Origin of the sequence: Legionella sp. 27cVA30 (assembly GCF_024160945.1) — a bacterium.
Lineage (GTDB): Bacteria > Pseudomonadota > Gammaproteobacteria > Legionellales > Legionellaceae > Legionella_A > Legionella_A septentrionalis.
Genome location: NZ_JAMYXK010000001.1, coordinates 937,539 through 956,885, shown reverse-complemented (window position 1 = coordinate 956,885; position 19,347 = coordinate 937,539). Strand labels below are relative to the sequence as shown.

Sequence of the window (19,347 nt, the reverse complement as noted above, 5' to 3'; positions counted from 1 at the left end):
CTGCCAGCCATTTCTCAATGGGAAGCAATAATGCTAGGGTATTGCGAAATGCCAATTCATGGTTTTTGACAATTCTTCCAGCATAATTTCGCCGCGGATGCTGTTTCCTTTTTTATTAACGCGTGGACCAAGTACCACGATCCCTGCTTTCCCAGCTACCACAGCGACTGTGTAGCCGGAGACACCACTTTTTGCAGGCATTCCTGTACGCACCATATGGGTTCCGGTTTCATCGTATAAACCGCAAGTAGCCATAATAGCAAGTGTGATTTTACAAGTGTCAACGGAAAGGATTTGTTGGCCAGTGGTTGGATCTTTGCCCAAGTTCGCAAGCAAAACGGGTAAATAAAGCATTTGCTCGATAGTAGCTTCGTAGGAACATAAGGAAAAATACAAATCCAGAGTATCGCTGACATTGCTCCCCAAGTTATTTCGGCTATGCAATAGATACGCCAGGGAGCGGTTGCGATCGCCTGTGCGCTTCTCTGATGCGAATACCAACGGATTAATGCGCAATGGTGTATTGAACAATTTCTTTACCCAATTCTCCATCCAGGCAAATTGTAACTCCCCCGTTCCTGGGATATGTGAACATAACGTGATGGCACCAGCATTCAGCATGGGATTAGAGGGCATAGGCCCAAATTGTTCCAAACGGGTGATGGAGGCAAAATCATCTCCCGAAGGTTCCACCTTCACCCACTGGAATACTTGTTCCAAGCCAGCTTCTTCGAGTAATCCAATTAAAGGAATAAGTTTGGCAGTACTTTGCAGGGTAACCGCAGATAAGGGTTCATTACTGTAAGAAAAAGTTTCCCCACTGAGAAGAGTAACGGCCATGGCGGCAATGTCTTTATTTACATTGGCCAATTCAGGAATATAGTTAGCTACGTCTCCCTCTTGATTTTTTGCAGCATGGCTGACAATTTTTTTAATCAAGTTTATGGTGAGTTTGTTGGTCATAAGCTCTCGATGATAAAAAAAGAAACATTATGCATAATTTATCATAGCAAAACAAATAAAAACGTGCCTGTAGGGGGAGATAATGAAAGTGTAGTTTAGTGAAGGAAAGATTGTAATAAAGCCCCTGCATCTGTAGCTTTCATAAGGCTTTCCCCAATTAAAAATGCATGAATGCCGCTTGCTTCTAATTTTTTTATATCTACGGCAGAGTGAATGCCACTTTCACTGACGATAAGTTTATTGGAGGGGATGTGTTTTTTTAAGTCAATACTTTGTTGCAAGGTGGTTTGGAAAGTATGCAGGCTGCGATTGTTAATGCCTATTAAGGGAGTGGGTAATTGCAACGCCCGTTCCAGCTCAGTACGATCATGGCTTTCTACCAGGACCGACATGCCCAATTCCTGTGCGAGCCGACAATAATCTAGCATTTGTCGATCATCAAGCATGGCTGCAATCAATAAAATGCAATCGGCCCCCAATGCCAGACTTTCATGTATTTGGTAAGAATCAATGATAAAATCTTTGCGCAATATTGGCAATGAACTATGCGTTTTCGCAACGTGTAAAAAACTTGGATTGCCTTGAAAAAAATGAACATCAGTCAGCACAGAGAGACAAGCCGCACCATGTTGCGTATAGGTTTTTGCAATAGCTTCCACATTAAAGTCAGGGCAGATCACTCCCTTGCTGGGTGAAGCTTTTTTAATTTCTGCAATAATGGCAGGTCGATTATCAGCAATTGCTTTTACAAAATCACGAATAGGGAATGGGGGAACAGTGGCAAGCGCATTTAACGGGCGAAGTTTTTTAGCCTGGGCTACTTCTTCTTTTTTATATTCATAAATTTTGCTCAAAATACTCATTATTTTCTATCGCCTTGCATTAAATCTTTTAATTTCATAAATTTTTCTAAAGCTTGCCCGCTATCGATTACTGCTGAAGCTTTAGCTAGCGCTTCGTCAAATGAAGGACAGAGATCGGCACAATAAATTGCAGCAGCGCTATTCAACAGTACGATATCCCGTGCTGGCCCTTTTATCCCCGAAAACACAGAGCGTGCTAGTTGCAGGCTTTGTTGCGGAGCAGAAACCACAATCGCGTTCAGGTTTTCATGATAGCAATCGTAATCTTTCGGGTTAATAGACCAAGATATAAATTTCCCCTGTTTATATTCCATGACTTGCGTCGGGGCGGCAATGCTGATTTCATCCAAACCATCTTGCGAATGCAAAACAAGGATGCGTTCGCCTCCTAAGTTAACCAGAACGTTAGCGATGGGTTCAACTAATTGTGCAGTGCACACGCCGACTACTTGCTTTTTTGCCTTGGCAGGATTCAGTAAAGGCCCTAACAAATTAAACAGGGTGCGGATCCCTAAATATTGTCTCGCCTGGCGTACGTATTGCATGGCTTGATGAAAGTGAGGTGCAAATAAAAATACCATCCCACATTCATGCAGGCAATTTTGTAATTGTATGTCCGGCAAGTTCAGTTCAAATCCAGCTTCAATAAGCAAATCAGCGCTGCCGCTGCGGCCGGAAACAGAGCGATTGCCATGCTTTGCCACTTGCGCCCCGGCGGCAGCGACGACAAAACTGCAAACGGTTGAGACATTGAACGTGTTTTTTCCATCCCCTCCGGTTCCTACAATGTCTATCAAGTCTGCTCCTAAGTCTATGAAATGAGCAAATCCTTGCATGACTTCTGCCGCTGCCGTTAATTCGTGGATTGTTTCGCCTTTTGCACGCATCAAGGCCAGAAAGGTACCAATTTGCGTATCGTTTAGCTTACCATCCATGCAACAAGCGATGATGCGTTTGATTTGTGCGCTGGATAAATCTTGACGCGCAATGAGTTGTTCAAATATTTCACTGATCATATTGCAAAAAATTGGCTAAAAGTTGATGACCATGCTCGGTCAAAATGGCTTCCGGGTGAAATTGTAGCCCATAAAGTGGATATTGACGATGAGAAATTGCCATTATGGTATCCTCAGCCCATGCATCGATAGCGAAACAAGGAGGTAAGGTTTCAGGTGCGATGGTGAGAGAGTGATAGCGGGTTGCTGAAAAATTACCGGGAATATTGTTGAAAAGGCCACGTTTGTTGTGGGTAATTCTCGATGTTTTACCATGGAAAATTTGTGGAGCTGATGTAATTTTCGCCCCAAAAGCATGTGCCAAACATTGATGTCCCAGGCAAACGCCTAAAATTGGAATGCGTGAATAAAAATATTCAATTGCAGCCAAGGATATGCCAGCTTGTTCGGGAGCATTGGGTCCAGGGGAAATAACCAAATATTGTGGAGTGAGTGCTGCAATTGCAGGAATGGTGATTTGATCATTTGTATACACTAAAACTTCCTGGCCTAAAGTTTGAAAATATTGCACCAGGTTGTAAGTGAATGAATCGTAGTTATCAATAATCAGCAACATAAAATACTGCCATCAGAGTGAAAAATCTTCTCCGAGATAAACAGAGCGCACCTGTTGATTAGCAAGAATATCCTGTGGGGTACCTTCACACAAGATATTGCCTTGGTTAACAATGTAAGCTCGCCCGCAAATATCCAGGGTTTCACGTACATTATGATCAGTGATTAATACGCCAATGTTTTTATCACAAAGGTGTAAAATAATTTTTTTGATGTCCAGTACTGAAATCGGATCCACTCCGGCAAAAGGCTCATCGAGCAAAATAAAGGATGGCTCAATAGCTAGAGCTCTGGCGATTTCCACACGCCGGCGCTCGCCGCCGGAAAGACTCATGCCTAAACTTTTTTCTATATGGGTAATGTGAAATTCGCTCATCAATTGCGCAAGTTTTGCCTGACGCTGTTCTTCATTCAGATCCGCACGCAGCTGTAAAATGGAGTAAATGTTTTCCGCTACCGTCATTTTACGAAAAATGGATGCTTCTTGTGGTAGATAGCCAATGCCTAAGCGGGCACGCTGATGCATGGCAGTTTTGGTAATATCTTTTCCATCTAAAAGAATTTGCCCTTCATCGCAGGTTTGTAAGCCAACGATCATGTAAAAACACGTAGTTTTTCCAGCACCATTAGGGCCTAACAAGCCAACGCACTCTCCACGCCTGATGTTCATGCTGACATCATTGACAACGGTCCGTCCCTTGAATGATTTTTTTAAATGCAGGGCAGTCAATTCACTCATGATTTTTTCTCTGGGTGAATGATGATGGTCGTTCTGCCTTTGCCATTATTCTCGGTTAAAACATGTTGGCGTTCTGTATCATAAATAATTTTGGCAGCAGAGAATGAATTCTCTCCTTGCTGGATACGAGCGTTTCCCACGAGCTCAATGACATGGCGTTCGGGATAATAATAAATTTCATCGGCAAAAGCATGTAGCTCAGGTTTATCTTTCTCAGGAGTCGCCCAATAATGCGCTTGATTTTTTTTATCTCCCTTGGCAAGGGCCATAACTAATTTGTTTTCCGCATTGCCTTCTGTAATCGCTTCGGCTGCGCGTACATGCGTTGTGCCTTGATCAAGGCATACATTACCTTTATATACACCGCGATGCGTGCTTTGATTGAGATCGGCTGTATCCGCGTGCAGCTTAATTATTTGCTCCCGATCTTCAGGCAAGCTGAAACATAAGGCTGGAAATAGGAAAGTAAACAAAAGTGCAAGTGTTTTAACCCTGTTTCGGATCATAAGTACCTCGTGCTTTGCTTAATAATTGCACTCGTTTCTCATCAAGATAAGCATTCATCCCCGTTGATTGCACCACATTGCCTGCTTGTTGGAACAGTACTTCATGTTGGGTGGTGGCGTATTTTCGTTTGGGGAAATAAGTAACTTCTTCGGTTTTTAACGTACTATCCGGACGCTCGCTTTGGCCTTGGTGGATAACCACTTGTTGTTTGAAAGTGACTTCCTCTCCGCCATGGATTGAAGTGGCTTGTCGCGAATGAATTTCCCATGCGGATTGATCTTCCTGGGTGATGATGATGTATGGATTTTTAAACCAGTGGGTATCTTCTGCGGGTATATGGTGCACCAATGGTGTTTTTAGATAATTAATTAACTTACCCTGAGCATCAAATTGGCGCACGGTCAATCGTTGGATGATGGCATCTGGAGTGGTGGACAGTGTGTTATCATCCAGTCGCAAAGCAGGCTTGGAGCTTGCGAAATACCAGCCGGAACATGCCAGGGCTATTAGCACCATAAACAACCAAGCTGCTTGTTTCGCTGCATTCATACGGCAAAATATCCAGTTAAAGCCACCTCAAATTTCTTTTGGGCGTTTAAGATAAAATCACAAACTTCACGCACTGCACCCCGTCCACCGCTGGCTTGGGTGTGGAAAACCGCAAATTCCTTGACTTGACTGACGGCATTGGCAACAGCGACGCCGAGACCCACTCGTTGGATGATGGGCAGATCAGGCAAATCATCGCCAACGTAGGCAAAATTTTCATCTTCTAAGCCTAATTTGTTCTTCAGTTGAACATAGGCCGTTTGTTTTTCCACCTGGCCTTTAAAATAGTAGTGAATACCAAGCTGCTGCATGCGATGCTCAATGACTGCATTTTGCGAAGTGGTGATGACCGCCACCTCGATGCCGGCTGACATTAACAATTTTAATCCCATGCCGTCTTGTACATTGAATGCCTTTAATTCATTGCCAAAATTGTCAAGATAAAGCGAGCCATCGGTTAACACGCCATCCACGTCGCAAATCAGGCATTTTATTTTTTTTGCTTTTTCTAATAATTCTTTCATATTTTATCTCAGTAAGTTCTTTCCATGTAATTTTGCGGCAGCTTAAAAAACGCCTGCACGTAATAAATCATGTAGATGCACAACAGCAGAAGGCTTATTCGTCGCATCTACAATGACTAAGGATGTAATACGGTGTTGCTGCATTAATGCTAATGCTTCGGCTGCCAATGCCCCCCGCCCAATAGTCCGGCAATTGCGCGTCATAACCTCGGAAAGTGGGGTATGATTGATATCGCATTGCCTGGTTAATGTGCGGCGTATGTCGCCATCGGTATAAATACCCACTAATTGGCCATGCTTATCTACTACGCAAGTCATACCCAATTTTTTTTCAGTGACTTCAATTAACGCTTCACTGATGGTGGCATGTTCAGGAACAATTGGAAGTTCTGCGCCCTGGTGACATATATCATCAATGCGTAATAATAGCCGCCGGCCCAAGATACCGCCAGGGTGGGATAAAGCAAAATCCTCAGCGCTAAACCCGCGGGCTTGCAATAAGGCAATGGCTAAAGCATCCCCCATGACCAAAGCGACTGTAGTACTTGTGGTGGGAGCAAGGCCAAGCGGACAGGCTTCTTGCTTGATGCTCAGATCCAGATTAACATCAGCCGCTCTAGCCAGGGCTGAATCCGGATTGCCGGTTAATGTAATCAATGGAACTGCCAGGCGCTTCAATATGGGCAGCAATACCAAAAGTTCATTGGTATAACCTGAGTTGGAAATGGCTACGACGGTATCTTGGGTAGTGATCATGCCCAAATCACCGTGGCTTGCTTCGCCGGGATGCATAAAAAATGCAGGGCTGCCGGTGCTTGCAAAAGTGGCGGCAATTTTATTGCCTATATGCCCTGATTTCCCCATACCGGTTACTACGATCCGGCCTTTGCATGCCAGTAAAAGCCGGCATGCCTGTTCGAAACGTTCGTCGATGCGCTGCGTTAATTCAGATACGGCTTGTGCTTCTGCTTCAATGACCGCAAGGCCCAGTTTGCAAAAATTCATTTGTCCATCTAGCCTGTATAAACAGGGGAAAATTTTAACATATTATTTCGGAGACTGTCTGCAAGAAATCTCGCAATATCCCTCATACTAGGTATAATGTGCGCTAAGAAAAATGGGAACAAAGAATAAATGCAAGAGAACTTGGTAGAAATTCAAAAAGTTAAGTTTTCCCACGACAAGAAAATAATTTTCAATGGCATCGATATTGCCGTGCAGCGCGGTAAAATCACCGCGATTATGGGGCCTAGCGGTAGTGGAAAAACTACATTGCTTCGTTTAATTGGTGCCCTGCTTACGCCTGCTTCTGGAGAGATCCTCGTAAATGGCAGAAATATCCATCGCTTGCCCCGCAAGGGATTGTATGTAGCACGTCGGAAAATGGGTTTATTGTTTCAAAGCAGCGCTTTGTTTACTCATCTTTCAGTTTTTGAAAACGTTGCTTTTCCGTTACGCGAGCATACTGATCTTAATGAGCGCATGCTGCGTGATATTGTGCTCATGAAGCTTGAGGCGGTCGGTTTGCGCGGTGCAGCGCAGTTAATGCCAGCCGAACTTTCAGGCGGTATGGCGCGCCGCGTGGCTCTGGCAAGAACCATTGCACTTGATCCTGAACTTATGATGTACGATGAGCCGTTCACAGGGCAGGATCCTATTTCCATGGGGGTTTTGGTGCGCTTGATTAAGCGCCTGAATCAACTCCTTAATACCACTACTGTTATTGTTTCGCACGATGTGGGAGAAACCTGCTCGATTGCCGATTATGTTTATTTAATCGCAGGTGGACGAGTCATTGGCGAAGGCACGCCGCAAGCATTGCAAGAGTCTGTAAATCCCCTGGTACGCCAATTCATGCATGGAGAAGCAGACGGTGTCGTACCGTTTCATTATCCTGCGAAAGCTTACGCGGAGGAATTGTTTGATGCTTGATTTCATTGCCCGTTTTGGACAAAGCGGTTTAAACACCATGCAAAAAATGGGTAATTCTGGTCTTTTTTTGTTAAGAGTGTTATATAGAAAGCCTGATTTTGCCCGCCTTTGGCCAGACTTGCGTACCCAGCTTTATTTTGTAGGGGTTTTGTCCTGTTTGATCATTGTAGTTTCAGCTTTGTTCATTGGCATGGTGGTTGGATTGCAGGGCTATAATACGCTGGAAAAATTTGGTGCAAGTTCCCAGCTTGGACAACTGTTGGCATTAAGCGTGGTTCGGGAATTGGGGCCTGTGATTGGTGCTTTGCTTTTTGCAGGAAGGGCGGGGTCTGCATTGACGGCGGAAATTGGATTAATGAAAGCAACCGAGCAACTGGCCAGCATGGATATGATGGGGATAGACCCCTTAAGCCGTATTGTCTATCCCAGGTTTTTGGCAGGGATTATTGCGTTACCTCTGTTAACTTTAATTTTTTCGGCGGTTGCCATTTATGGCGGTTATTTCATAGGCGTAGAGTGGTTGGGAGTAGATTCAGGCAGTTTTTGGTCTAACATGCAAGCTTCTGTAAATTTTCATGCCGATGTGTTGAGTGGAATTATTAAAAGCATTGTTTTTGCTGTAGTCGTTATCTGGATAGCTGTATTCCAGGGATTTACCTGTGTACCCACAGCAGAAGGCATAAGCCAGGCAACTACCCGTACTGTAGTCTTTTCCTCTTTGGCCGTATTGGGCTTTGACTTTTTATTGACTGCAATGATGATTGGAGATTGGTAATGAACAAGCAGCGTTATGTTGATATAAGTGTTGGAATTTTTATGCTGCTAGGCTTGTCAGCCTTATTGCTTATGGTAATGAAAGTAAGCGGCATTTCCGATTTTTCATCTTCAAAGGTATATCGTGTAACTGCAGAATTTACAGATATTGGGGGCTTGAAAGTGCGTGCACCTGTGACGGTGGCGGGCGTTAAAATTGGGGAAGTGACTGGCATCGAGCTGCAACCTGAACAGCTTAATGCCAAGGTAACGATGATGTTGCGCCGCGATAAGCCTATCCCTTATGAGGACACATCGGCCCGTATTTTAACGGAGGGTTTGCTGGGTTCAAATTATATCAGTATTGTGCCGGGGTTTGAGGACGATGATGCGCGCGATCATGCTTATTTGCGTGATGGCGATGTCATTGCAAAAACACAGGAGGCCATTATACTTGAAAATTTGATTGGGCAACTTTTGTTTAATATTAAAAAATAAAGCTCAAAGGATGCCGGCTTAAAGGCTGATTTTTTTCCATAAGATTAATGGATAGCAAGGTGAACTATGAAAATAACAAAAATTCTTTTAGTTATGGTTTCTTTGGTGCTGGCTCCCATGCTCTGGGCAGCCCAGTCTTCTCCTATTCCCATGTTGGAGAATGCTGCAACTCAAATTATCGCTACTTTGCAGCAAAACAAATCCAACTTGAAAAATAACCATCAGATAATTTATCAGGCGGTAGAGCGGCATTTATTGCCTATTGTGGATGTGAGGGGTATGGCACGTTCTGTGCTGGGCCGCCAAGCATGGAATAAGGCAACTCCCGCTGAAAAGAAACAATTTGCCAAAGAATTTACCCAATTGGTTATTCGTACTTATGCAAGCCCTCTGGCTGAGTATTCTGATGAACATGTCAAATTTCTGCCTATCCGGGGTAGCTTGGATGGCCGATTCGTGCGTGTGAACAGCGTTATCATTCGTTCCAGCGGGCAAAATATTCCATTAAGCTACAGTTTGATTTCAAAAAATGGCCAATGGAAAATTTATGATTTAAGTGTTGAAGGAGTGAGTTTATTGCAAAGCTTCCGTTCTCAGTTCGGCCAAGTACTGCAAAACTCGAATATGAAAGATTTAATCGCGCAAATGCGCCAGCAAAAGGCGGCTTAATGGTACAAAAGTCATTGAAGCTCTCTAATGAGCTTACATTTAATACGGTGTCGCTGGATTACAAACGGCTTGTTAAAGCCTTGCATGATGATAAAACCATGGATTTATGTCTGGATTTACATCATGTTACCCACTGTGATAGCGCAGGATTGGCTTTATTAATCGAAGCCACCCGTTTGGCCAGGCAATGCAATAAAAAATTAAAGATAGAACATGTGCCAAAGGAAATTTATGCCCTGGCAGAATTTTGCGGGGTGGAGGCTATTTTAGCTTAAACCTTGTGGTGCATTGATGTGATACTCCGATATATGTGGATTTAATCATGATAAGTAATGAACAACTTGAACAACAGCTTAGAGGTATTCCCGACGTGGATTATGTCCAGGTCAGCGGAGATGGCTACCATTATCACTTGACCATTGTTTCGGATGCCTTCCTGAATAAGTCCAAGGTGGCCAGACAACAATGGGTGTATGCACAACTTAAAGAACATATTGCCAGCGGCCGTTTACATGCCCTCAGTATGAAAACCTGGACTAAGGAAGAGTGGGAGAAACAGCATGGATAAGTTAATCATCAATGGGAGTAAACCATTACGCGGTGATGTCATTATTTCAGGGGCTAAAAATGCGGCCTTACCAATTATGGCGGCCACGATTTTGGCCAGTGATAATGTAACCATTGCCAATGTTCCGCACCTAAAAGATGTAACGACAATGATGGAGTTGTTAGGCCAGCTGGGCGCACAGCTTGTCATTGATGAAAAAATGAATGTACAAATTGATGCCAGCCATATTAACGAGTTGGTAGCCCCCTATGAATTAGTAAAAACCATGCGTGCCTCTATTCTGGTACTTGGGCCTTTACTTGCCCGTTTTGGTCAGGCTGATGTTTCTTTGCCCGGTGGTTGTGCTATCGGCAGCAGACCTGTGGATTTGCATCTAAAAGCATTGAAATCCATGGGGGCGGAAATTACCGTTAAAAACGGATTTATTAAAGCACGTTGTAAACACGGCCGTTTGCAGGGCAGAAGTCTGGTCTTTGATACAGTAACTGTAGGTGGCACTGAAAATTTATTAATGGCCGCAGTGCTTGCTGAAGGTACGACGATTATTAAAAATGCTGCGCGTGAACCTGAAGTAGTTGATTTGGCCAATTTCCTTATGCAATTGGGTGCAAAAATTCACGGTGCAGGCACTTCAACAATTGAAGTTGAGGGTGTGGATTCATTGGGTGGTGGAATTTATTCGGTAATGCCTGATCGCATCGAAGCAGGGACTTATCTTGCAGCGGGTGCGATCACGCGTGGTCAAGTCACTATAAGAAAAGTAAAGCCTGATAATCTGTTATCCTTGTTGTGCAAATTTGAAGAAGCCGGTGCAGCAATTACAATAGGTGAAGATTGGGTAAACCTGGATATGCATGGTGCTCGTCCACAAGCTGTAAATATCACTACGGCACCTTATCCTGCTTTCCCAACGGATATGCAAGCTCAGTTTATGGTTTTAAATTGTATTGCAGAAGGTTCATCTACTGTAGTTGAAAATATTTTTGAAAACCGCTTCATGCATGTTCAAGAATTACAAAGAATGGGGGCACATATTCGCTTACATGGGAATACGGCCATGATTGCAGGGAGTGAAAAATTAACCGGCGCACCGGTGATGGCAACCGATCTCCGTGCTTCAGCGAGCCTCATTTTGGCGGGGCTTGTGGCTGAAGGCGAAACCACAGTGGAGCGTGTGTACCATGTGGATAGGGGCTATGAGCGTATTGAAGAAAAATTATCCGCGCTCGGCGCAGACATCAAACGGTGTTCGCAGTGATTGCACGAGAAGAATTGCTCAATTACTTGGATGAATACCTGGGGTGCAAAAATTTTAATGATTATGCACCCAATGGGATGCAAGTAGAAGGCAAGGACACCATCAGTCAAATTTGCACGGCAGTTTCGGCTTCAGAAGACAGTATAAAAAAAGCAGTAGCGATGCAAGCCGATGCTTTGCTCGTGCATCATGGTTTTTTCTGGAAAGGCGAGGCACCGGTGATAACCGGGCTAAAGCGCCGCCGTTTAGGCCAGCTGCTCACTCATAATATCAATTTGTTTGCCTATCATTTACCTCTAGATTGCCACCCAGATTTGGGAAATAACGCTTGTTTAGCTGAGCTTTTGGAAATCAAGGATGTTAAAATGCACACGGTAGCAAAAACTCCAAATTTGTTATGGTCCGGTACATTAAACAAGCCAACCCCTGCGGCAACGCTAGCTGATTTTTTACATGATAAATTAAAACGAGAACCTCAACGGATTTCACCAAACGATAAGCCCATCCAACGCATTGCCTGGTGCACGGGTGCTGCGCAAGATTTTATCGAAGATGCCCAGCGTTTGCAGGTCGATGCTTATTTGAGTGGGGAAATTGCAGAAAGGACTTATTATCAAGCCCAGGAATTCGGGATTCATTATTTTGCCTGTGGCCATCATGCAAGCGAGCGTTTTGGCATACAGGCGCTGGGACAACATCTTGCTGCTCATTTTGATTTGCGCCATTCTTTTATTGATAGCGAGAATCCGGTATAAGAACGTCAGTGAGATGGATTAGCGTATGTTTTATGCAAAACAAATGCTATTATTTATTCTTATTTATCAATGATTGGCTCTATTTAGTTTGATCCTAATGGTAAATGCGCATCATGATTAATGTGCAAAATTAGGGTTATAGCCTCTGGATGCAGGCAATGGCTTGGTTAAAAAAATTATTTTCTTTGTTGCGTGTAAATCATTGGAGCAAGTCAATTTTTGTATTGCTTGGCGTATTGTATGCTGATACGCCTGGCTATTGGCTAGAAGCATTGCTTGCAGCATTTTGTTTTTGTCTAATTGCCAGCGCAGTCTACATCTATAATGACTTGCAAGATATTGAAGAAGATCGATTGCATCCGCACAAGCAAAACCGTCCTCTGGCCAGTATGGAAGTTTCTGCTGGATTTGCCATTACCGTACTTGTTGTCTTGTTGCTGACCGGTTTGATTCTTGCATTTACTGTCTCAACCACGTTGACGGCTTTGCTGGGCATTTATCTGCTCATTAATTTGCTTTATAACCATTGGTTCCGCAATATTCCCATCATTGATGTAATTTGTATAACTTTGGGTTTTATTCTGCGTATTTTGGCAGGAACTGTTGGTATTGGTTTGCCCATCACCTGGTGGCTGGCCATTACAGCAACGCTTTTAAGCTTTTTAATTGCCTTGTGTAAAAGACGTCTTGAAATGCAGCTGGGATTGGCTGAGGTGAGCAGAGCCGTACTCGCCCGATATCATCCCCCTTTACTGGACTTTTTAATTAACATAACTGCTATGGGCACGTTCCTGGCGTACTTGTCGTATGTCTTGTATACCCATCATCATTCTTTTTATTTCTTGCTGACGATTCCTTTCGCAGCTTTTGGTTTATGGCGTTTTTTGATGCTGATAACTGTGGAAAAAAATGTGGATGATCCGGTTTTCATTTTTTTTCACGATACGCTGTCCCGTTTGAATTTATTATTCTTTTTCATGTTAACTGTGGCAGGATTGTTAAGTGAGTGATAAACATTCAGCTGATTGCGCTGAATGGATACAAAAGTGAAACTATCGTATACTCACCCTCCCTTAAATGTATTTTTTGCTATTCGAAAGGAAAGCCGCTTTGTACACACAAGGACAGATTTATGAAAAAAATAGCCGCATATTGGCAAAAAATTTATGCTAAATTACCAGTATTAGCGTTTGATATTATCTCTATCCCGGTGGCTTGGTACGTAGCTTTTTGGTTACGCTACAACATGCAACCTTTTCCAAGCCGCTTAACGACCACTTATTCCCTGGAGGCGTTGCTCATTCTTGCCTCTATACAAATTGGCTGTTATTACCATTTCAAAGTTTATCGAGGTTTATGGCGTTTTTCTTCATTAAACGATGTGATGCGCATCCTTAAGGCTGTAATTGCCGCAACGGTCTTAGTCATCCCTGCGCTATATTTGACTTCTATTTTACAGCACATTCCTCGCTCTGTTTTGCCTTTATACAGTATCATCTTGGTGACCTTGCTGTGCGGGGCACGTTTGCTGTTGAGGCACTATTCAGACCAACACAGTCAGCAAGAGGAAGCTTACGACTGTAAGCGGGTATTAATCATCGGGGCAGGACAGGCAGGGGAGGGTTTAATTAGGGATTTGAAGCGCACGCGCTCTTATTTGCCCATTGGATTGATAGACGATAATTTGAGTAAACGTGGTCTTGAGGTACACGGGGTGCGAGTTTTAGGGCCTTTACGCGAATTAAGAGATTTGGTTATAGAGCATCGGGTTAATTTAATTTTTATTGCCATACCTTCGGCCCGTTCAGCAGCTATGCGTAGAATAGTCAGCCATTGCGAGGGGTGCGGCATTCCTTTTCGCACATTGCCAAGCTTGCATGCCTTAGCTTCCGGGCGCGTTGAAGTCAATGCGTTGCGGGAAGTGAATATTGACGATTTATTAGGCCGTGATCAGGTGGAGCTGGACTGGGAAAAAATTGCTCTTAGCATCCAAGGTAAGCGGGTTTTAGTCACTGGGGGTGGTGGCTCAATCGGCTCAGAATTGTCGCGGCAAATCATGTCGTTAGCGCCAAAACAATTGCTGATAGTCGATAACAGTGAATTTAATCTGTATAAAATTGAATTGGAATTAAAGGAGCGCTACCCACATATTCCTTTATCACTGGCTTTGGTAAGTGTTACCGATAAAATCGGTGTTGAGCATGTTTTCAAGCAATTTCAACCCGAGCTCGTTTTTCATGCCGCTTCTTATAAACACGTGCCCATGCTGGAAGATCAAATTCGAGTGGCGGTACGCAATAATGTACTGGGTACACAAATTATTGCCGAAGCCAGCGTAATTCATAATGTTGAAAAATTCGTTCTTATTTCTACCGATAAAGCAGTAAATCCAACCAATGTGATGGGGACTACCAAACGGGTCGCTGAGATTTATTGCCAGAATTTGAATGCTCGGGCAAAAACTCAATTTATTACGGTGCGTTTCGGGAATGTGTTAGGTTCGGTAGGCAGTGTTGTCCCATTGTTCCAAAAACAATTGCAAAATGGCGGCCCTCTTACTGTTACTCACCCCGACATTCAGCGTTACTTTATGACGATTTCTGAAGCCTGCCAATTGATTTTACAAGCCATGGTGAACGGGCATGGTGGTGAAATTTTTGTGCTGGATATGGGGGAGCCTATTAAAATCAGCTACTTGGCGGAACAAATGATTCGCCTCGCAGGTAAAGAGCCAGGTAAAGACATTCAAATTCGCTACACAGGGTTGCGCCCGGGTGAAAAACTATTCGAGGAATTATTTCATGAATCCGAACAATTGGACAAGACGGAGCATGAAAAACTTTTTAAAGCTCAATTCCGTCCTATCAATTGGGATGAATTAACAAAAAGCATGCGGCTGTTGAGTCAGGCGTGTGCTAAGTATCAAGATGAAGAATTGTTAATCCTGCTAAAAAGTCTGGTGCCTGAATTCTCTTATGAAAGCAATTCTTATGCGTTGAGTATAGAAGTTTAAGCTGCTCTCACGTTGCTATTAGCGAATAGGATGCTGGGTTTTGACTTCGGGTTTAGACAAATGCGTTTTGTATAAACCCGTTATCCAAGATTATTCCTAGGAGTTTTCAGAAGCATGAGTGCGTGGAGGAAAAATATCCTTAAACTGCACTTTATCCTGGCCTAAATAACCTGCTTCCCAATGTTTATGTAAGCCGAACATTTTATAAATAATAATGGGGGCAATCAAACTGATAAATCCGATGACAAATGCGATTTTGTAGCTTGGATCTTCATTCATTACCAGGAAAATTAAGCAAGCCACCATTAAGATAATGGCCAGAATGCCGGTATAAGGAGAGCCAGGGGTTTTATAACGTAAGTCATCTGCAGTATAACCTGCTTTGTACAGGCGACGACGAAAATTGATTTGTGCCCAGCATAAAGAAATCCAGGCGATTGCGCCTGTAAAGCCAGATACCAGTAATAAAGCAATGTATAACATGGATTGACCAAAAAAATAGCCAGTCAGAAGAAGTACCCAGATGGCAAAAAGTGTTACAATGCCGGCATTTTGTGGGACCGCATTACGGTTTAATTTGGCAAGAGGACGCGGGGCCATGCCATTGCGTGCCAAAGCATGTAATGAACGCACGATCCCGTACACACCCGAATTGGAACAAGATAAAGTGGCGGTTAATGTAACAAAGCTGGTTACGGCTCCAGCCCATTTTAAGCCGTAAAAGTTCAAGGCTTCAGCAAAAACCGAATTATTGATATTGGCTTTTTGCCAGGGGAAAATCAAGACCAGACAAAATACGGGGATGATGTAGATAAATAAGATGCGAAAGGTAACATTGCGAATGGCACTTGGAATCATGCGTGCCGGATCGATTGATTCACCTGCTGCCAGCCCGATGATTTCTGAGCCCTGGTAATTCACCAGCAATAGTACCATGGCTGTTAGCAAAGCCATGCCTCCATTAGGGAAAAGCCCTCCTTGCCCCAAGAGGTATTTGCTGCCAATAATCCCTGGAGGTTGCGGGCCATGGATTAACCCGAAGAAAATCAAGATGGAAAGCGCTACAAAACCGAAAAGCGCCAAAATTTTAATAATAGCCAGCCAGAACTCAATTTCGCCGAAAGTACCAACTTTGGCAATGTTGATATAGGTAATCAATAAACCGAAGCAGACAGCCCACACATACCCATTGACGCCGGTGAAATGCTCCATGATAATGCCGCCGGCAACGCATTCCGCGGGAATATAAGCCACCCAGCTTATCCAGTAGGACCATCCCACACCGCAAGCCAAAGAAGGAGAAATGAAATCAGCTGTGTAAGTGATGAAAGAACCAGAAATAGGGATGGCTACAGCCAGTTCGCCCATGCACAGCATGGTTAAATAAATAATCAATCCGCCTAAAATATAAGCTAAAAACACAGCAGGGCCAACCTGATTGACTACGGCTCCTGTACCTAAAAAATAACCAGAGCCAATAATTCCTCCCAAAGCAATCAATTGCACGTGTCGGGTTTTTAAGGCGCGCCTAAATTCACCGTCATCAATGGGACGGGGAGTCATTACTTTGCTATTAGCCACTAGCTGTTTAGTTCCTTAAATGAAAGTAGCGAATTGTATAATATTTTTATCTTTTGTCGATATTTTTAAACAGGGTTTTTTTAAAAATTCTTTGGGAAACAGTCTAGGTTCTGTCGACATTTATCTTAACCAAAGGGCGGTTGCAGCAATATAAATGAACGATAAAAAAGATTGAGCAAGTTTATCATATCGTGTTGCCACTCTTCTAAAATGTTTGAGTTTATTAAACATGCGTTCGATAAGGTTGCGTTCTTTATAAATATCTTTGTCATACTCCCTGAGCACCTTTCGATGAGATTTTGGCGGTATGACCGCAACAGCTTTATGGCGCCAGGATTACAATGATTTCCGCCCTCATTCTTCATTGAACAATTTGACTCCAAATCAGTTCAAACAGAAGGTGTTAAGCGCCAGTTTTTCTAGGTAAGGCTGGATCAATTTTTGGGAGAGGATCAATAAGTCGGAAAACTCTAGTTTAGGTTGGCACTAATAAGGGGAGGTTTACACCTCAACTTTAAATAGGTGCAATTTAGCCTATGACTCAAATCAACAGTAACATAATCTAATTTTTATAGATTTTAATTAACTTTATTTAAGTTACGAGTTAAGTTACTATTTTAGGATGTTATTAGTCATTAACCCTATTAGTCACATAATCGAACGTTTATGTGACTAATATACTACGGAACAAAAAATGCTCATTGGATACGCGCGCGTCTCAAAATCAGATGGCTCACAAACAACTGATTTACAAACTGATGCTTTGTTAACTGCTGGTGTTAAACAAGAATATATTTATCAAGATTATGCATCAGGAAAACGGGACGATAGGCCTGGATTACAAAATTGTCTTAAAGCGCTTCGCGAAGGCGATACCCTTATTGTCTGGAAACTCGATCGACTTGGACGAGATCTGCGCCATCTTATTAATATTGTCCATGATCTCACCTCAAGAAGCATTGGCCTCAAGGTACTGACTGGTCATGGTGCTGCTATTGATACAACAACACCTGCTGGAAAATTGGTATTCGGTATTTTTGCAGCCCTTGCCGAATTTGAACGAGAAATGATTAAAGAGCGAACGATCGCAGGCATACAAGCTGCAAGAGCACGTGGACGAAAAGGCGGGCGTCCCTATAAAATGACTGCTGCAAAACTCCGCCTGGCCATGGCTGCCATGGGAAACGCTGAAACTAAAATTGGCAGCTTGTGTGAAGAGCTTGGAATTACAAAGCAAACATTATATCGACACGTATCGCCCAAAGGTGATCTGCGTGAAAATGGAAAGAAATTACTGAGTAATATTGAATAGCCTTTTGACTTAGATCTTTGCATAGATTTTTGAAATTATCAAAAAATTTATGAGCTTCTTTACGTGTTGACGCCACCCATTCTCATGCGGCGCTGCTTTCACCATGGGCTGCACAGACTTTGGTAATTTATTTAGAATATTCGCCGTCTTATGCACCCGGCAGATGGGGTTAATTAAACGCACACCTGTTTAGATAATTTTTGTAACTGAAAAATTGCATCTTTACCTTGATTGAGGATAAAGGCTGATGCCAGCCTTTATGATTTTATCAGATAAGCCATTCCATTCTGGTGTTTCTGGTGGTAGTTCAATCAAAATTATATTTTTGTCAGATTGATCAGCTTTTCTTAATTGACCATAAAAATCCGTAGTTGCTTTTTTAGGATCAGAAGAAAAAAGATAGTTGATATTCTTTTTTTCAAATAATAACGAAAAGCAGAGTACATAGTATTTTTCAAAATTATGTATTATTGACTTAATCAGTGGCACATCTTTGGGATAAAAATAAAATAGTTTTTTTTGAGGCTGATAATGGGATTTTAAATTACCTGATACTCTAATGGAGCTAATCTTTTCGGGTTCCGAGACATTACAATACTTTTGTATTTCAGATTGAGTAATGCTGCCATGCCTTAAAATACTACACTCATTTTCTTCTATGCAGTAAAGAATCGTTGACTCTATACCAATATTACAGTTTCCACCTTCCAAAATTGGAAATGAGTACTCAGAGAAATCTTGCATAACATGCTGTGCTTCCGTAGGGCTTATTTTTCCAAAAGGGTTCGCTGAAGGTGCTACTACGGGTCTATTTAATCTATCTAATACGTCTATCGCCAAAGGATGATCAGGAGAACGAACCGCGATAGTGGCTTGGGTAGCTGTCGCTAAAGGACTAATATTACTGACTTCGTTTGACTTTAAAACCAATGTCAATGGGCCAGGCCAAAATATTTTGATAAGTTTTTTAACATATGCGGGAGTTCGCTCTACCCAGCGAGTCAAGTCCCAATCTGATAAAACATGTATGATAAGTGGGTGATTGAAGGGGCGATTTTTAATTTTGAAAATTTTTTCCACACCAAGATTGTTAGTTGCATCAGCGGCTAGTCCATAGACAGTTTCTGTTGGTAATCCAACAACATTGCCATTTCGAAGCTCATTTACAATTAAATTAATGTTGCTTGTTATTCGGTTCATTTTATCTCCAATGCAAAATCAATCCAGATTTTCAAGCCAATTCTTTCAGTAACTAGCTGTTATCAAATTCATTTTGTGAATTATTAAAAAAA

The 19,347-nt window shown here is 42.7% G+C and carries 23 protein-coding genes and 2 pseudogenes; 12 read left to right on the top strand and 13 right to left on the bottom strand.

Annotated features, from left to right (window positions below; all coding sequences use genetic code 11):
- Positions 1-33 precede the first annotated feature (33 nt).
- The 9 genes from glsA to NKV53_RS04280 all read right to left on the bottom strand — a co-directional run bounded on the left by glsA (position 34) and on the right by NKV53_RS04280 (position 6,721).
- Complete coding sequence (glsA, locus tag NKV53_RS04320) at positions 34-963, bottom strand: glutaminase A (RefSeq protein ID WP_126954363.1); 930 nt, start codon at positions 961-963, stop codon at positions 34-36.
- Between the two features lie 95 nt (positions 964-1,058).
- The gene (gene trpC / locus NKV53_RS04315; protein ID WP_126954364.1) at positions 1,059-1,829 is read right to left on the bottom strand and encodes an indole-3-glycerol phosphate synthase TrpC; all 771 of its coding nucleotides are present in this window, start codon (positions 1,827-1,829) and stop codon (positions 1,059-1,061) included.
- Positions 1,826-2,842: an anthranilate phosphoribosyltransferase gene (trpD, locus tag NKV53_RS04310; RefSeq protein ID WP_126954365.1), complete on the bottom strand. Its 1,017-nt coding sequence runs from the start codon at positions 2,840-2,842 to the stop codon at positions 1,826-1,828. Before trpD ends, trpC begins: the two co-directional genes overlap by 4 nt.
- Positions 2,832-3,398: an aminodeoxychorismate/anthranilate synthase component II gene (locus NKV53_RS04305; protein WP_126954366.1), complete on the bottom strand. Its 567-nt coding sequence runs from the start codon at positions 3,396-3,398 to the stop codon at positions 2,832-2,834. The genes trpD and NKV53_RS04305 overlap by 11 nt, the downstream gene beginning before the upstream one ends.
- A gap of 12 nt (positions 3,399-3,410) precedes the next feature.
- On the bottom strand, positions 3,411-4,136 hold the full coding sequence (lptB, locus tag NKV53_RS04300; RefSeq protein ID WP_126954367.1) for an LPS export ABC transporter ATP-binding protein: 726 nt from the start codon (positions 4,134-4,136) through the stop codon (positions 3,411-3,413).
- Positions 4,133-4,642: a lipopolysaccharide transport periplasmic protein LptA gene (gene lptA, locus NKV53_RS04295; RefSeq protein WP_126954368.1), complete on the bottom strand. Its 510-nt coding sequence runs from the start codon at positions 4,640-4,642 to the stop codon at positions 4,133-4,135. Before lptA ends, lptB begins: the two co-directional genes overlap by 4 nt.
- Positions 4,623-5,192: an LPS export ABC transporter periplasmic protein LptC gene (gene lptC / locus NKV53_RS04290; RefSeq protein WP_126954369.1), complete on the bottom strand. Its 570-nt coding sequence runs from the start codon at positions 5,190-5,192 to the stop codon at positions 4,623-4,625. Before lptC ends, lptA begins: the two co-directional genes overlap by 20 nt.
- A complete protein-coding gene (locus tag NKV53_RS04285; RefSeq protein WP_126954370.1) occupies positions 5,189-5,716 on the bottom strand; it encodes an HAD family hydrolase in 528 nt (175 codons plus the stop codon). The genes lptC and NKV53_RS04285 overlap by 4 nt, the downstream gene beginning before the upstream one ends.
- A 42-nt stretch (positions 5,717-5,758) precedes the next feature.
- Complete coding sequence (locus tag NKV53_RS04280) at positions 5,759-6,721, bottom strand: KpsF/GutQ family sugar-phosphate isomerase (protein ID WP_126954371.1); 963 nt, start codon at positions 6,719-6,721, stop codon at positions 5,759-5,761.
- A gap of 129 nt (positions 6,722-6,850) precedes the next feature.
- Between NKV53_RS04280 and NKV53_RS04275 the strand changes: the two genes are divergently transcribed.
- The 10 genes from NKV53_RS04275 to NKV53_RS04230 all read left to right on the top strand — a co-directional run bounded on the left by NKV53_RS04275 (position 6,851) and on the right by NKV53_RS04230 (position 15,162).
- Positions 6,851-7,648, top strand: coding sequence for an ABC transporter ATP-binding protein (locus tag NKV53_RS04275; RefSeq protein WP_126954372.1), 798 nt, complete (start codon positions 6,851-6,853; stop codon positions 7,646-7,648).
- Positions 7,641-8,423: a lipid asymmetry maintenance ABC transporter permease subunit MlaE gene (gene mlaE / locus NKV53_RS04270; RefSeq protein WP_126954373.1), complete on the top strand. Its 783-nt coding sequence runs from the start codon at positions 7,641-7,643 to the stop codon at positions 8,421-8,423. Before NKV53_RS04275 ends, mlaE begins: the two co-directional genes overlap by 8 nt.
- Positions 8,423-8,899 (top strand): outer membrane lipid asymmetry maintenance protein MlaD, encoded by a 477-nt coding sequence (gene mlaD, locus NKV53_RS04265; protein ID WP_126954374.1) that lies wholly within the window; start codon positions 8,423-8,425, stop codon positions 8,897-8,899. Before mlaE ends, mlaD begins: the two co-directional genes overlap by 1 nt.
- Before the next feature lie 93 nt (positions 8,900-8,992).
- Complete coding sequence (locus tag NKV53_RS04260; protein ID WP_371923171.1) at positions 8,993-9,568, top strand: phospholipid-binding protein MlaC; 576 nt, start codon at positions 8,993-8,995, stop codon at positions 9,566-9,568.
- Positions 9,568-9,843: a lipid asymmetry maintenance protein MlaB gene (locus NKV53_RS04255; protein WP_126954376.1), complete on the top strand. Its 276-nt coding sequence runs from the start codon at positions 9,568-9,570 to the stop codon at positions 9,841-9,843. The genes NKV53_RS04260 and NKV53_RS04255 overlap by 1 nt, the downstream gene beginning before the upstream one ends.
- A gap of 47 nt (positions 9,844-9,890) precedes the next feature.
- Positions 9,891-10,136 (top strand): BolA family protein, encoded by a 246-nt coding sequence (locus tag NKV53_RS04250; RefSeq protein WP_126954377.1) that lies wholly within the window; start codon positions 9,891-9,893, stop codon positions 10,134-10,136.
- On the top strand, positions 10,129-11,394 hold the full coding sequence (murA, locus tag NKV53_RS04245; RefSeq protein ID WP_126954378.1) for a UDP-N-acetylglucosamine 1-carboxyvinyltransferase: 1,266 nt from the start codon (positions 10,129-10,131) through the stop codon (positions 11,392-11,394). Before NKV53_RS04250 ends, murA begins: the two co-directional genes overlap by 8 nt.
- Positions 11,391-12,149, top strand: a complete 759-nt coding sequence (locus NKV53_RS04240) for a Nif3-like dinuclear metal center hexameric protein (protein ID WP_126954379.1) — start codon at positions 11,391-11,393, stop codon at positions 12,147-12,149. The genes murA and NKV53_RS04240 overlap by 4 nt, the downstream gene beginning before the upstream one ends.
- A 158-nt stretch (positions 12,150-12,307) precedes the next feature.
- Positions 12,308-13,159: a decaprenyl-phosphate phosphoribosyltransferase gene (locus NKV53_RS04235; protein ID WP_126954380.1), complete on the top strand. Its 852-nt coding sequence runs from the start codon at positions 12,308-12,310 to the stop codon at positions 13,157-13,159.
- 122 nt (positions 13,160-13,281) lie between these two features.
- Positions 13,282-15,162, top strand: a complete 1,881-nt coding sequence (locus NKV53_RS04230) for a nucleoside-diphosphate sugar epimerase/dehydratase (protein WP_126954381.1) — start codon at positions 13,282-13,284, stop codon at positions 15,160-15,162.
- Positions 15,163-15,258: 96 nt separating this feature from the next.
- Here the strand turns inward: NKV53_RS04230 and NKV53_RS04225 are convergent, their stop codons facing one another.
- Positions 15,259-16,725 carry an amino acid permease gene (locus NKV53_RS04225; RefSeq protein WP_126954401.1) on the bottom strand — a complete coding sequence of 489 codons (1,467 nt, stop codon included), beginning with the start codon at positions 16,723-16,725 and terminating at the stop codon, positions 15,259-15,261.
- A gap of 138 nt (positions 16,726-16,863) precedes the next feature.
- Positions 16,864-17,064 (bottom strand): annotated as a pseudogene (locus NKV53_RS04220) (transposase); the annotation flags it as partial.
- Here NKV53_RS04220 and NKV53_RS12010 point away from each other — a divergent pair.
- Together NKV53_RS12010 and NKV53_RS04215 are read left to right on the top strand one after the other, a co-directional pair.
- Complete coding sequence (locus NKV53_RS12010) at positions 17,051-17,170, top strand: integrase core domain-containing protein (RefSeq protein WP_371923160.1); 120 nt, start codon at positions 17,051-17,053, stop codon at positions 17,168-17,170. The pseudogene NKV53_RS04220 and the gene NKV53_RS12010 sit on opposite strands and share 14 nt — an antisense overlap.
- A 267-nt stretch (positions 17,171-17,437) precedes the next feature.
- On the top strand, positions 17,438-18,055 hold the full coding sequence (locus NKV53_RS04215) for a recombinase family protein (protein WP_253350743.1): 618 nt from the start codon (positions 17,438-17,440) through the stop codon (positions 18,053-18,055).
- Positions 18,056-18,092: 37 nt separating this feature from the next.
- Here the strand turns inward: NKV53_RS04215 and NKV53_RS04210 are convergent.
- Positions 18,093-18,217 (bottom strand): annotated as a pseudogene (locus tag NKV53_RS04210) (IS256 family transposase); the annotation flags it as partial.
- 60 nt (positions 18,218-18,277) lie between these two features.
- Positions 18,278-19,255, bottom strand: a complete 978-nt coding sequence (locus tag NKV53_RS04205; protein ID WP_253350742.1) for an L-threonylcarbamoyladenylate synthase — start codon at positions 19,253-19,255, stop codon at positions 18,278-18,280.
- Positions 19,256-19,347 lie beyond the last annotated feature (92 nt).

Bases quoted from the DNA above. Each gene is read 5' to 3' on its own strand.
- glsA (WP_126954363.1), bottom strand. From the start codon at position 963: ATGACCAACAAACTCACCATAAACTTGATTAAAAAAATTGTCAGCCAT.
- trpD (WP_126954365.1), bottom strand. From the start codon at position 2,842: ATGATCAGTGAAATATTTGAACAACTCATTGCGCGTCAAGATTTATCC.
- NKV53_RS04305 (WP_126954366.1), bottom strand. From the start codon at position 3,398: ATGTTGCTGATTATTGATAACTACGATTCATTCACTTACAACCTGGTG.
- lptB (WP_126954367.1), bottom strand. From the start codon at position 4,136: ATGAGTGAATTGACTGCCCTGCATTTAAAAAAATCATTCAAGGGACGG.
- lptA (WP_126954368.1), bottom strand. From the start codon at position 4,642: ATGATCCGAAACAGGGTTAAAACACTTGCACTTTTGTTTACTTTCCTA.
- lptC (WP_126954369.1), bottom strand. From the start codon at position 5,192: ATGAATGCAGCGAAACAAGCAGCTTGGTTGTTTATGGTGCTAATAGCC.
- NKV53_RS04285 (WP_126954370.1), bottom strand. From the start codon at position 5,716: ATGAAAGAATTATTAGAAAAAGCAAAAAAAATAAAATGCCTGATTTGC.
- NKV53_RS04280 (WP_126954371.1), bottom strand. From the start codon at position 6,721: ATGAATTTTTGCAAACTGGGCCTTGCGGTCATTGAAGCAGAAGCACAA.
- NKV53_RS04275 (WP_126954372.1), top strand. From the start codon at position 6,851: ATGCAAGAGAACTTGGTAGAAATTCAAAAAGTTAAGTTTTCCCACGAC.
- mlaE (WP_126954373.1), top strand. From the start codon at position 7,641: ATGCTTGATTTCATTGCCCGTTTTGGACAAAGCGGTTTAAACACCATG.
- mlaD (WP_126954374.1), top strand. From the start codon at position 8,423: ATGAACAAGCAGCGTTATGTTGATATAAGTGTTGGAATTTTTATGCTG.
- NKV53_RS04260 (WP_371923171.1), top strand. From the start codon at position 8,993: ATGGTTTCTTTGGTGCTGGCTCCCATGCTCTGGGCAGCCCAGTCTTCT.
- NKV53_RS04255 (WP_126954376.1), top strand. From the start codon at position 9,568: ATGGTACAAAAGTCATTGAAGCTCTCTAATGAGCTTACATTTAATACG.
- NKV53_RS04250 (WP_126954377.1), top strand. From the start codon at position 9,891: ATGATAAGTAATGAACAACTTGAACAACAGCTTAGAGGTATTCCCGAC.
- murA (WP_126954378.1), top strand. From the start codon at position 10,129: ATGGATAAGTTAATCATCAATGGGAGTAAACCATTACGCGGTGATGTC.
- NKV53_RS04235 (WP_126954380.1), top strand. From the start codon at position 12,308: ATGGCTTGGTTAAAAAAATTATTTTCTTTGTTGCGTGTAAATCATTGG.
- NKV53_RS04230 (WP_126954381.1), top strand. From the start codon at position 13,282: ATGAAAAAAATAGCCGCATATTGGCAAAAAATTTATGCTAAATTACCA.
- NKV53_RS04225 (WP_126954401.1), bottom strand. From the start codon at position 16,725: ATGACTCCCCGTCCCATTGATGACGGTGAATTTAGGCGCGCCTTAAAA.
- NKV53_RS12010 (WP_371923160.1), top strand. From the start codon at position 17,051: ATGACCGCAACAGCTTTATGGCGCCAGGATTACAATGATTTCCGCCCT.
- NKV53_RS04215 (WP_253350743.1), top strand. From the start codon at position 17,438: ATGCTCATTGGATACGCGCGCGTCTCAAAATCAGATGGCTCACAAACA.
- NKV53_RS04205 (WP_253350742.1), bottom strand. From the start codon at position 19,255: ATGAACCGAATAACAAGCAACATTAATTTAATTGTAAATGAGCTTCGA.